The sequence below is a fragment of the Bifidobacterium sp. ESL0728 genome (assembly GCF_029392015.1).
GTDB lineage: Bacteria > Actinomycetota > Actinomycetes > Actinomycetales > Bifidobacteriaceae > Bifidobacterium.
Map to the genome: position 1 here is coordinate 429756 of NZ_CP113925.1, position 12559 is coordinate 442314.

Annotated in this window: 11 protein-coding genes; 10 read left to right on the forward strand and 1 reads right to left on the reverse strand. The window is 56.9% G+C overall.

The features are described from left to right. Positions 1 to 84: 84 nt before the first annotated feature. The 10 genes from OZX67_RS01390 (at position 85) to OZX67_RS01435 (ending at position 11385) form a co-directional block, all read left to right on the forward strand. Positions 85 to 873: a TrmH family RNA methyltransferase gene (locus tag OZX67_RS01390; RefSeq protein ID WP_277143471.1), complete on the forward strand. Its 789-nt coding sequence runs from the start codon at positions 85 to 87 to the stop codon at positions 871 to 873. 94 nt (positions 874 to 967) lie between these two features. Beyond that, positions 968 to 3028 carry an ATP-binding cassette domain-containing protein gene (locus OZX67_RS01395; protein WP_277143473.1) on the forward strand — a complete coding sequence of 687 codons (2061 nt, stop codon included), beginning with the start codon at positions 968 to 970 and terminating at the stop codon, positions 3026 to 3028. A gap of 287 nt (positions 3029 to 3315) precedes the next feature. After that, positions 3316 to 3585, forward strand: a complete 270-nt coding sequence (locus tag OZX67_RS01400; protein WP_277143475.1) for a hypothetical protein — start codon at positions 3316 to 3318, stop codon at positions 3583 to 3585. 9 nt (positions 3586 to 3594) lie between these two features. Then, positions 3595 to 3831, forward strand: coding sequence for a hypothetical protein (locus OZX67_RS01405; protein WP_277143477.1), 237 nt, complete (start codon positions 3595 to 3597; stop codon positions 3829 to 3831). Positions 3832 to 3937: 106 nt separating this feature from the next. After that, the gene (locus OZX67_RS01410; protein ID WP_277143478.1) at positions 3938 to 4957 is read left to right on the forward strand and encodes an ATP-binding cassette domain-containing protein; all 1020 of its coding nucleotides are present in this window, start codon (positions 3938 to 3940) and stop codon (positions 4955 to 4957) included. After that, positions 4954 to 6240 carry an ABC transporter permease subunit gene (locus OZX67_RS01415; RefSeq protein ID WP_277143479.1) on the forward strand — a complete coding sequence of 429 codons (1287 nt, stop codon included), beginning with the start codon at positions 4954 to 4956 and terminating at the stop codon, positions 6238 to 6240. Before OZX67_RS01410 ends, OZX67_RS01415 begins: the two co-directional genes overlap by 4 nt. A 293-nt stretch (positions 6241 to 6533) precedes the next feature. Beyond that, complete coding sequence (gatC, locus tag OZX67_RS01420; protein WP_277143481.1) at positions 6534 to 6833, forward strand: Asp-tRNA(Asn)/Glu-tRNA(Gln) amidotransferase subunit GatC; 300 nt, start codon at positions 6534 to 6536, stop codon at positions 6831 to 6833. Further along, positions 6833 to 8371 carry an Asp-tRNA(Asn)/Glu-tRNA(Gln) amidotransferase subunit GatA gene (gene gatA, locus OZX67_RS01425; RefSeq protein WP_277143483.1) on the forward strand — a complete coding sequence of 513 codons (1539 nt, stop codon included), beginning with the start codon at positions 6833 to 6835 and terminating at the stop codon, positions 8369 to 8371. Before gatC ends, gatA begins: the two co-directional genes overlap by 1 nt. A gap of 24 nt (positions 8372 to 8395) precedes the next feature. Next, entirely contained in the window at positions 8396 to 9895 is a 1500-nt protein-coding gene (gene gatB, locus OZX67_RS01430) for an Asp-tRNA(Asn)/Glu-tRNA(Gln) amidotransferase subunit GatB (protein WP_277143485.1), read from the forward strand. A 539-nt stretch (positions 9896 to 10434) separates the two neighbouring features. Further along, complete coding sequence (locus OZX67_RS01435) at positions 10435 to 11385, forward strand: 3-hydroxyacyl-CoA dehydrogenase family protein (RefSeq protein ID WP_277143487.1); 951 nt, start codon at positions 10435 to 10437, stop codon at positions 11383 to 11385. Positions 11386 to 11656: 271 nt separating this feature from the next. On the opposite strand, the gene OZX67_RS01440 is transcribed toward OZX67_RS01435, so the two are convergent. Beyond that, the gene (locus tag OZX67_RS01440; protein ID WP_277143490.1) at positions 11657 to 12454 is read right to left on the reverse strand and encodes an IclR family transcriptional regulator; all 798 of its coding nucleotides are present in this window, start codon (positions 12452 to 12454) and stop codon (positions 11657 to 11659) included. Positions 12455 to 12559: the final 105 nt, after the last annotated feature.

A 12559-nucleotide genomic window follows, 5' to 3' on the forward strand; every position in this document is an offset into this window, starting at 1 on the left:
CGATTAAGTATTTGAAATCCATTAGTAATATATCTCTGATTGGTGCTGGTTTTGATGCACTGGCCGAGGGGAGTATCGACTGATATGCGCGAACCCAATCCCATAACCGCTGCAGCGCAGGCTTCCGGCGAACCGGTGTTCCGCGAGATCGGCGTCGGCCCATGGTCGCAAACCCATCCGGACGAACCTCGCCCCGACAACCCGCAATCTCCGAATTTCGACGCGCGCTACGATTCGGAACTGCTGGACAACGGTGACCGTCGCAATGTGCTCGACAGGTTCCGTTATTGGTCGGTGGCCGCCATCAAAGCCGACCTCGACCAGCAGGGTCGTCACGACTTCGAAGTGGCCGTCGAGAACTGGACGCACGATTTCAACATCGGCTCGATGGTGCGCACGGCCAACGCCTTTGCCGCCCGCAAGGTGCATATCGTCGGCCCGCACAAGTGGAACCGCAAAGGCGCGCTGATGACGGAGCTCTACCAGCACGTCGACCATCATCCTTCCATCGAAGACCTAGTGGCCAGCTGGAAGCAGGAAATCGCCGAGGAAATCGAGCAGGCGCAAGCCAATGAAGCCAAGGCCGAATTTCGCGTGGACAAGGCCCGATACCACCGCATCGCCGAGAATGCCAAAGCCTCCCGCGTCATCGCGCTCGACATCATCCCGGGTGCGGTACCCATGGAAACCTACCGTTTCCCGAGCCGTTGCCTGATGCTTTTCGGCGCCGAAGGCCCAGGCCTTTCGCAGCGGGCCTTGGAACTGGCCGATGACGTGGTCTACATCTCCCAATTCGGTTCGGTGCGCTCGATCAACGCCGGTGCCGCCGCCGCGGTGGCGATGCACTGCTGGATTTCCCAGCATCTGCACTAAAGACTCGGTAGACTGCGTCTTTGCATTAATTGAAGTATGATATTTATTAACATATTATACTTAACTAATTCAATGTGAAAGATGCGATGCTGCTGTGATTACCATAGAACATGTCAGTAAAGTCATTGGTCAGGCTACGGTGCTGAACAATGTCGATTTTACTGCGCTGGATGGCAGGGTTACCGGTTTTCTAGGCCCCAACGGTGCCGGGAAATCGACCACCATACGTGTCGCGATGGGTCTCGCAAAACCAAATTCCGGCCAGGTGATCTTTGACGGTGTCCCGTTCAACAAGGCGAGTGTGCCGATGAACCTCGCTGGCGCGGTATTGGACGCCAAGTCGGCGCATAAGAACAGGACCGCTTATTCCCACTTGCATACATTGGCGATGAGCAATGGCATACCGGATCGTCGTGTTGACGAGGTGCTTGAACTGGCTGGTCTTCAAGCGGTGAAAAACAGCAAGGTCAGCACTTTTTCGTTGGGTATGAATCAAAGGCTTTCCATCGCCGCCGCTTTGCTTGGCGACCCGCACAACCTCGTGCTCGATGAGCCGGTCAACGGGCTCGACCCCGAAGGCGTGAAGTGGGTACGTGATCTGTGTCGTATGTTCGCCGAGCAAGGGCGCGCCGTATTGCTCAGTTCGCATCTGATGAGCGAAGTTGCGCTTGCGGCAGATGATTTGGTGGTCATCAGCCAGGGGCACATTCTCGAGCGATCGACCGTTGATGATTTTGTCGCCCGTCATTCTTCGCATGCGATACGTGTGGCGGTAGATGACGTCAACAAACTCTCAGCTGTGGTCGCCTCTATCCCCGGCCTGCGCATGGAAGCAGCTGGCCGTATTCCCACAGACAGCAGGCAAGGCAGCGTCTGGCGACTTTTCGGTGCCGATGAGGCGACATTGGCTCATGCGTTTACATCGGCTCAGCTTACGGTGTATGAACTGTCGGATGAAGCGGTTTCTCTTGAGGACGCCTACTTGGCTTTGACCCATGGGCAAGGACAATACGCTCCTCAGCCGGTGGCACAGCCCTTTGCCGTGCAGACTCCTGTCAACCGGTTTCCCGTCAATCAGCCTGCGGTCAATCGTCCTCCGGCCAATCTGCCGACTGCGACCTCTCAGCCTGTAACAACCCCGCAGCCCCTGGGCGGCTTCGTTCCCGCCGGTCAGCAGGCCCCGCAACCCTCAAACCGGTTTGCAATAACCAATCAGCCCACTGTGCCGCAAATGTCGTTGCCGATCCGTCCATCGAATCCGGTTCAGGCCGCCGTGCCCGGTTCGCCGCAGTCCATGCACGTGAGTTTTGGCAGATCGGTGGCTTGTGAGTTGGTCAAGCTTGCAAGCTTCAAGTCAACATGGTGGATTGTCGGCCTTATCGTTGTCTGCATGCCTTTGTTCGCATTGATACCTGAAGGCTATGATTCACAGCTCACCACCAGTACTTATACGGTATGGTTCCATCTGGCCGGCAATATGTGGATGGTATCGCTTTTCGCCGCGGTTTTTGGCGTCATTGCCGTTGCTGGAGAGTATTCCTCGACGCTCATCGATTCCTCGTTGATGGCGAATCCGCGACGTCCGATGTTTATGGGGGCCAAAGCGGTATCCGCCTGCATCTATGTCTCGCTTGCCACGATTGTGGGATATGCGTTTGCTTTTCCGACAGCTTGGCTGCATAGCCTGTCGACGTTGGCGGGATACGGTTCTGTTGAGGTGTTGCCGGGAAGCATGGTGATGGCTTTGCTCGCTTTCGTCGGCGGCCCGATAATGATGTCGTGCGTCACGCTCATCGGCATGGGCGTTGCCGCCATCTGCAGATCCATGATCGGTAGCACGGTCGCAACGCTGATATTGTTGACATTCCCCTCGATGCTCATCCAGGCTTTCAGTACGGGCGCGAAGGCATATATGACGTATGTACCGACTTTCGCAGTGATGAATTTCCTTCGCGGGCCCCGCATGTTCATGTCCGACAGCAAAGGCTGGCTTATTCCTCAGATATGCCGCATTTTGAGTGTCTTTTCTGACGACAAGACCCGTCCGGAAATGGTATTGGGCTCTTTCTGGGGTAACGGTTTTGCCGTGATGTTCTGGGCCGCGTTGATTTTTGGACTGGGCGTGTTCGCAGTATCCAAGCGTGATGTGAAGTAGCACAGAATTATCTGCTTCGTTTCATGGCATAGGCAATGTCTTGGAATGAAGCCATTCTTTCAAATGACATCTGAATTTTTCCACGAATTTTCGAATATTGTGTAAGAATGGATTGCATTGTTTCCAATGGTGAATAATGACGAATCCTCTCTTTGGTTTTGTGCACAAATGTGGATGATTCGGGCGTTCACCCCTCGACACGCCTCAAATGTGGATAACCCCTATCATTCGACCACAGTACCCGTTTTAGCTTGCGTCCCAACGCTTTCGTCGTGTGGAATAGAGGTATGAATGAAACGTACGAAAATCCTGTGGTTGACCCAAGAATTCACCAACGCCATCCGGAGTTAACTGATGATGATGTGAGAGCTGCTTGGCATGCAAAGTTATTAGTGGGGCCTCGCCGGCCTAATGGCGACTGGGCTTCCATTGGTTTGGACGGCAACGGCAGGCTATTGGAGATGGTAGCAACTATTGACGGGAATGGTAATTTTCTTATTTTTCACGCGATGATTCCGCCATCGGAGCGTACACTTAAAGAAGTAAGAGCTTATTAAGGAGGGATAATGAACAGCGAAGAAATTGAGAAACAATTCGGTTTTACGCCTCAGCAGCTTGACGAAAAGGCTGCTGAATATGAAAGCGGCGAGTGGCGGGGGCCGATAGACCCGGTTATCCAGATGCATCCCATGACTGATGAGGAACGTACGGCGATTAACCAAGTTCGCGAATATTATCGACAAAAGCACGCGGAAGAAGCAAAATCTGAAGCTGCTTCAAAACTCGTCAGGACTGCTCGTTGAAGTTTATGAATAGCGAAGAAATTAAACCCTGATTTATCCCTGAACAGACCCTGAAACGTCCCCGGAATGGGCAATGGCACCGTTGCCGGCATGTTATATTCATAACATGATTCAAATTACCAATCTGTGCAAGCGGTTCGGCTCCAAAGTCGCGCTTGACAATGTCAGCTTCACCGCCGTCGATGGCAAGGTCACTGGCTTTCTTGGCCCCAACGGTGCAGGCAAGTCCACAACGATGCGGGCGGCGCTTGGCTTGATTTCCGCCGATTCCGGCCGTGCGCTCATTGATGGCGGTGATTTCCGCAAGTCCAGCGCTCCGATGACCTGCGTCGGCGCGGTGCTCGATGCCAAATCCGCCCATAAAAACCGTTCCGCCTACGACCATCTGCGCTCGCTGGCGTTGACCAATGGCATTTCCAAGCGTCGCGTCGACGAAGTCATCGATATGACCGGCCTCACCAGCGTCAAAAAACGCAAAGCCGGCAACTTCTCGCTGGGCATGAGCCAGAGGCTTTCGATCGCCGCCGCGCTTTTGGGCGACCCGCACAATCTGGTACTGGACGAACCGGTCAATGGTTTGGACCCTGAAGGCGTCAAGTGGGTGCGTGAACTCTGCCGCTATTGTGCCAGCGAGGGCCGTACGGTGCTGTTGAGCTCGCATCTGATGAGTGAAGTTGCGCTTACCGCCGATAATCTGGTCATTATCGGGCAAGGCAAAATTCTCGAAACAACCACCGTCAACGATTTCGTCGCCGAACATTCGAGCAATTCCATTCGCGTGGTCACTCCGGAGCCACAGAAGCTGATCGCCATCTTCGCCAACGCACCGCAAGTGAAGGTGGAATCCGACCAACGCTCCGCCTCCGACCCGCGCGAAGGTGCCGTGTTCCATATCAGCGGAGCCGACCTTAAGGCGGCAGCCCAGGTGTTCGCCCAGGCGCAACTGGTGACCTACGAACTGGTCGAGGAAAAGGTTTCGTTGGAAGACGCCTACATGGCGCTCACCCATTCGCAGGTGCAATATGCCACGCACGAATTGCCCGGCCAGCAGCCGATTCAATACAGCAATGCGGCGCAGCAGAACGGCACTCACGTAGCGCAGCAGAACGGAGGGCAGGCACGATGACGACGAATACGATGACGGCAAACATGATGACGGCAAATACGATGACGGCGAACATGATGACGGTGAACACCGCGAATATGAACATGACAAGCGCAACAAACGCGAAAGCGGTGATGACAAATACGACGAGTGCAACAAGTACTGCGAATATAAACGTGATGAATATGGTGACGGGGAACGCGACGAACGCAGCGAATGCAGCGAATGCAGCGAATGCGACGAACGCGACGAATGCGACGAACGCAACAAACGCTGTAAACACAATGAACGCAACAAACGAAACGAACACTAAAAACGCGGTGAACGCAATCAACGCCGCAAACGCAGTAAATACAACAAACGCGGTGGCCGAAAAGCCCGTGCAAAACCAGCAATTGGCAAAATCCAGCCAGCGTCCTAAGAACTTCAACCAGAATCGCAGCATGGCCCACGTGCATCTGAGTTTCTTCGGCAGTATCCGCGCCGAACTGCTGAAACTGTTCAGCATCGCCTCAACCTGGTGGCTTTCCGGCATCTCCTTCCTGCTGACCATCGGTTTCGCAGCCATGTTTGCGTGGAGCATCAAACAGGAGAGCCATTACGACGCCCGAGGCAAATGGATGGCTACGGCTGCCCCGATTCCGCGCACGGAGCTCTTCAACTGCGTCGCCCAAAGCATGGCCTTCGCCTTCATCCTGATCGGTGTGGTCGCCATCCTCTCGATCACCGGTGAATACGGGACTTCGTCGGTGCAGATGTCACTGGTGGTCAATCCCCGCCGTGTGATGTTCATGAACGCCAAAGCCATTGCGGTGGCCATTTATTCGTTCGTGCTGTCTCTGGTGACATTGCTCGTTTCCTGGGGTTTGGTGGAGGTCATGCTCAGCGGCGGCAAGCAGACGCCGCTTACTTCAAAGGAACACTGGCTCCCGTTGATCGTCGTTCTTGGCGGCGCCGCGATGGTGACTTTGATCGCTGAGTTTGCGCTCGGCCTCGGCGCGATGATCCGTTCGACCGCTGGTGGTGTGGTCGTTTTCATCGCCATCTACACCATGGCCACTTCGGTGCTTGGCATCATTTATGGTCTTTCGAAGCACATGAAATGGGCGCTGGAACTTTCGAATCTGATGCCTTCCAGCCTGGTCGACACGTTCATGGCGGGGCCAACCCCGTCGGCTCCGAGCCCATTGCCTAAGGGCTGGTTCGTCCCCAACTGGTGGCAGAGCGGGCTTCTCGTGCTGGCTTGGGCTGCGGTCTTCTACGTTGTCGGGACGATTATCGTGCGCAAACGCGATGTGAAGTGACGGACTGATGCGGTAACCGGTAAATTGCCCTGTATGCGGGAGATTCCGCTAGAAACAAGACAATTATGCGAGTAACAAGACAGTTCCGCTAGAAACAAGACAGTTCCGCTAGCAACAAGACAGTTCCGCTAGAAAACGTACGTTTTGGATCTCTGAAACGTACGTTTTCTCGCAGGATTGTCTTGTTACCCGCAGAAGTCGCCGGAATACTGACACATTCGTTATCGGGATGAGGCTTTTGCTGGCGAATACTCGTCACTTGAACGTCACAGACGACTCATATAGTTAAGGTTATGCCTACTTTCACAAGAGAAACAGTCGAGCATCTGGGTCATCTCGCCCAGATCGCGCTCACCGACGAGGAAGCGACCCGCATGCAAGGCGAGTTGAACGTCATCGCCGATTCCATCAACAAGGTGCAGGAAGTCGCGTCCGACGACGTCGAACCCACTGCCAACCCGGTCCCGCTCGAGGCGTACCTGCGCCCCGATGTCCCAGAAAAGCCGCTGACCCGAGAAGAGGCGCTTTCCGGCGCTCCCGCCACTGAAGACGGTATGTTCGTGGCGCCGCGAATCCTTGGAGGTGACGAGTGATGGCCGAAACAAACGAACTGGTGAAGCTCAACGCCGCGCAGATGGCGGAGAAGATTCGCAACAAGGAAGTCTCCAGCCGCGAGCTGGTCGACGCCGAACTCGACGTGATTAACGCCGCCGAGCCGGATCTGCACGCCTTCCTCCACGTTTCCGCCGACGAGGCTCGTGCCCAAGCCGACGAATTCGACAAGAAGAACGCTGCGGGGGAGACCGAAGGTCTGCCGGAACTTGCCGGTGTGCCGATCGCCATCAAGGACATGATCGTCACCAAGGGCATCCCCACGACCGCCGCCTCGAAGATTCTCGAAGGTTGGATTCCGCCGTACGACGCCACGGTCATCAAGAAGCTCAAGGCTGCTGGCATGCCGCTGCTCGGCAAGACCAACCTCGATGAATTCGCGCAGGGTTCCTCCACGGAACATTCCGCGTACGGCCCGACCCACAATCCTTGGGACACCGAGCGCGTTCCTGGCGGCTCCGGCGGTGGTTCCGCTTCCGCGGTCGCTGCGTTCGAGGCCCCGATTGCTCTTGGCACCGATACCGGCGGCTCGATTCGCCAGCCCGGTAGCCTCACCGGCACGGTCGGCGTCAAACCCACTTACGGCGGCGTTTCCCGCTTTGGCGCGATCGCCATGGCGAGCTCGCTCGACCAGATCGGCCCGGTCTCTCGCAATGTGCTTGATTCCGCACTGTTGCAGGAGATCATCGGCGGCCACGACGTGCGTGATTCCACATCCATTCCTATGGATGTTCCGCCGATTTCCAAGGCTGCCCGCGAAGGCTACAAGCGCGACCTCAAGGGCGTGCGCGTAGGTCTCGTCAAGCAACTGAGCGGCGACGGCTACCAGCCCGGCGTCGAGGCTCGCTTCAACGAAGCGGTCAAGCTGCTGCAGGATATGGGAGCCGAAGTGGTTGAGGTCGATTGCCCGCACTTCGATTACGCGCTCGCAGCGTATTACATCATCATGCCTTCCGAGGTCAGCTCCAATCTGGCCCGTTACGATGGCATGCGTTACGGCTTGCGCGTGATGCCCCCGGTTGGTGTGCCGCAGACCGCCGCCAACATGATGGCCTACACCCGTGAGGCCGGATTCGGCGACGAGGTCAAGCGTCGTATCATCCTCGGCATCTATGCGCTTTCCGCCGGTTACTACGATGCGTGGTACGGTTCGGCGCAGAAGGTTCGCACCCTGATCATCGACGACTTCAAGAAGGCGTTCGAAAAGGCCGACGTGCTGGTCGCCCCGACCTCGCCGACCACCGCGTTCAAGTTCGGCGAGAAGATGAACGATCCGCTGACCATGTACATGAGCGATGTCGCTACGATTCCGGCGAACATGGCCGGAACCCCCGCGATGAGCATTCCCGCAGGGCTTTCGGACGACGGCCTGCCGGTCGGCTTCCAGTTCATGGCCCCGCAGAAGCACGACGAGCAGATGTACAAGCCTGCGGCCGCGCTCGAAGCGGCGCTCGAGGAACAGTGGGGTGGCCCGATTTGGCAGTCCCTCAAGACCCCGTGGCTCGGGAACGCAAAGTAATCGGACGGCAAGGAGCATAAAATCATGGCTGAAAAATTGATGAAGTATTCCGATGCCGTCAAGGAATTTGACCCGGTATTCGGTCTGGAAACCCACGTCGAGCTGTGCACGCAGACCAAGCTGTTCTGCCCGGCGCACGAAGAGTTCGGCGCGGAACCGAACACGGAACTGACCCCGGTGAGCCTCGGCCTGCCCGGCAGCCTCCCGGTGGTCAACAAGACCGCCGTCGATTTCGCGATCAAGCTCGGTCTGGCGCTGCATTGCCAGATCAACGAGTGGAGCCAGTTCGCACGCAAGAACTACTTCTACCCGGACATGCCTCGCGACTATCAGATCTCGCAATTCGACAAGCCGACCAACGGCAACGGCTATCTCGATATCGAGCTTGACGACGGCACCCCCTTCCGCGTGCCGATCGAGCGCGCGCATATCGAGGACGACGCCGGCAAGAACACCCACGTGGGTGGTGCCGACGGCCGTATCGAAGGTGCTGACCATTCGCTGGTCGACTACAACCGCGCCGGTGTTCCGCTCATCGAGATCGTCACCAAGCCCGTCGAAGGCGGCGGCGACCGCGTCCCGGAGATTGCGGACGCCTACATGCGCGCCATCCGCGACATCGTGCGTGCCCTGGGCATCTCCCACGGCCGTATGGAGCAGGGCAACATGCGCGCCGACGTCAACATTTCGCTGCGCAAGAAGGGCGAGACCAAGCTCGGCACTCGTAGCGAGACCAAGAACGTCAACACGTTCCGTGGCATCAAGAAGACTTTGCAGTATGAGATTCGTCGTCAGGCGGCCATCCTGGACGAGGGCGGCGAGATTCTGCAGGAGACCCGTCATTGGGACGAGGCCACGCAGACCACGGCCGGCGGTCGTGTGAAGTCCGACGCGAACGATTACCGTTACTTCCCGGATCCCGACCTTGTGATGCTCCACATCACGCAGGATCACATCGACGAAATCGCCAAGACCATGCCGGAGATGCCGCGCGAGCACCGCGCCCGTCTGCAGTCCGAATGGAAACTCAGCGACCTCGAGATGCGTGACATCATCAACGCCGACGCGCTTGACCTGGTCGAAGAGACCGTCAAAGACGGCGCGAGTGCAGCCGGTGCCCGCAAATGGTGGCTCGGCGAGATTTCCCGCGTCGCCAACGAGCGCAGCCTTTCGCTTGAAGAGCTGCCGATCACCCCGGCCGATGTGGCCGAGGTCGAGAAGCTTGTCGCCGACGGCAAACTCAACGACAAGCTTGCCAAGCAGACCGTCACCGGTGTACTCGCCGGCGAAGGCACGCCTGATGAAGTCGTGAAGAAGCACGGCTATCAGGTCGTTTCCGACGACGGTGCGCTCGACAAGGCGATTGACGACGCGCTTGCCGCCAACCCGGATGTGGCCGAAAAGCTCAAGAGCGGCAACATGAAGCCGATGGGCGCCATCATCGGCGCCGTCATGCGCGCCACCCACGGCCAGGCCGATGCCAAGGCCGTCAGCGCTCTGGTCATCAAGAAAATGAAGGGCTGAAGCGTTAAGCGCGAAGCCCAGTGGGCTTCGCGTAGCTGAAGTGAGCGCGATGTACGAGCGCGAAGGCAGAATCGTGAGATTCTGCGTGCGAGTCTCGGTATGGACGTTCAGGTTCCTGCTTCCAAGCCCTGTGGGCTTCGCGTAGCCGAGGTGGGCGCGAAGTACGAGCGCGAAGGCCGAACCGCAGGTTTGGCGTGCGAGTTCTGACTTAAGCGTTCAGGTTCTTGGCTCATAAGCCCAAGGGTTTTCATAGGCTCAACTGGTGCCCGGTCACTTTCTGACCGGGCACCAGTGTTTTTATCTGTTCGATATGGTTTGAACTATCAAGATTCACCTATGCGCTTCTGTGATTATGAAATGTCAAATAATAATGCTGCAGGCTAAACGATAGGGCATTTCCCCAATGCTCCAATAGCATGGCAATTACCTCAAACGGTTGACGGTTTTATCGGTACCGGAAAGCGTTTGCGGAGTGCGATAAGACTACAAAGAAGGGCCTTACGCAAAAAACAAAACCGGTTTCGGCAAAGGAGCTAACAATGAAAACCATAGGAAACAGGATCGGCCAGCTGGGTGCCGGCACCATGGGACATGCCGCCGCGATGGAATTCGCCATTCACGGTTACAACGTGACCATGGTCGATGCCACCGATGAAGCGCTGAAACGCGGTCTTTCCCTGATTGACCGCGATTTGACCACCATGATCGACGGCGGGGTGGTAAAAGAAGACAAGGACGCCATCATCGCCCGCGTTCATCCGACCACCGATTACGCCGATCTTGCCGGCGTTGACTACATCGCCGAATGTGTCTTCGAGAACCTCGAGGTCAAACAGGAATCGTGGGAGAAGGCCGAAGCGGTGGTGGACGACGACACCATTCTCGCCACCAACACCTCCGGCCTGAGCCCGAGCGCAATCGCCAAGAACCTCAAGCACCCCGAACGTTTCGTGGTGGCCCATTACTGGAATCCCGTCCAGCTCATGCCGCTGGTCGAGGTCGTCCCGGGCGAGCACACCAGCCAGGAAACCGTCGATGTCACCGTCAACCTGATGAACAGCCTTGGCAAGCACGCGGTGCCGCTGAAGGTTGAATCGCTGGGATTCGTCGGCAACCGCTTGCAGATGGCCGTCATCCGCGAGGAGAATGAAATCGTCCGGCGTGGCATCGCAACCCCTGAGGCCGTCGATGACATCATGAAGTACAGCCTCGGACGCCGTTGGTCCATCGTGGGCCCGCTGGAAGGCATCGACCAGGGCGGCCTCGATATCTTCGACAACATCTCGAAGTATCTTTACGACGATCTGGCCAACAATACCGGCGAGGACCCGACCCTGAAGGAGAAGGTCGCCGAGGGCAACCTGGGCGCCAAGAGCGGCCACGGATTCTACGACTGGAGCGGCGACAAGGCCACGGAGGCCATCCGCGCCCGCGACCGCATCCTGATGGAGGATTTGGCCCGCGACCAGAGGGAGGCGGAGAAGAAGTAAAACATGAGATTATCGCTGTCGTGAAACCTTCCTGTATGTGCCGGCGGCGGCTTCCCGTGTCAAGCATCGTTAAGGTGCTTAGACGCGGGTAAGTCGCCGCCGGCCTTATGTTTTGGTCGGGTTCGGTCCGTTCCTTCACCACGCGTTTCGATACCTTGCGTTTATGTATTCGTCGTTCTGGCAGTCAATTAACTAAGAGATATTGACTAAGTGATGTTTTTAACACTTTTGGATATTTCTATTCGGCTGCGGAACGTCCATCCTTGGATTTTCAATACCAGGTCCCCGGCAGAGGCGCGGCTTTTTCAATCTTGTCGCGTGCCTCCATCAGTGCATCGATGATGGTATGTTGTCGCTTCTCGGTGAAATCCTTCGTTCTCAGCGTGCAGCTGATGGCGTCCTGTGGCGGCGACTGGTAGCGCAGTGCCACGGCGACGCAGGAGTAGCCTAGGTTGTTTTCGTCGACTTCCAGCCCATAGCCACGCTGCCTGGTCGCGTTGAGGTCGGCCGTCAGCTCCTTCATGTCCGTAATGGTTTTCGCCGTGATGGGTGGTCTTTTAGCCGGTATGTCGGCCTTGCCGCGAATCGCGAGCAATGCCTTGCCCGACCCGGTGGCGTAGGCGGGCAGCCAGCGTCCGATTCGTGGCAGCAAGGTCGAATCCCTTCTTGATTCCTGGGTGAGCAGGTAGACCATGCGCCCGTCGTCCATGCGCGACATGTTGAATGTACCGGTCACCTTGCGGCTCAGATCCGCCAGTATCGGCCGTACGATACGCACGTAAGGGTCCGCGTCCAGGTAGGATTCCCCGACCAGCAGCGTCCGCAGATTGAGCCTGTATAGGTTGCCGGGATGGTCCGAACGTATCCACCCGTAATCGATCAGCGTGCGCAGAAGGGCGTAGGTGCTGCTGCGCGGGGCTTTGATGGCGGCGGACAGTTCGGTCAAAGTGCTGGGAGACTCCGCGTGCTTGGCCAGATATTCGAGGATCAGCACCGTCCTCGCGGCGGATTTGACCGGTTTCACCCCACTTGGGTCAACGTTCGTATGATGCTGTTGGTGCTGTTCCATCGCAGTCTCCTTCCTTGGGCTGGTGCGTAAAACATCTTTGTTTATGAACCGCGTCTACATATATAGAATAGTGTATTTTGTGAGAATTTTTATTTAGAATGACTT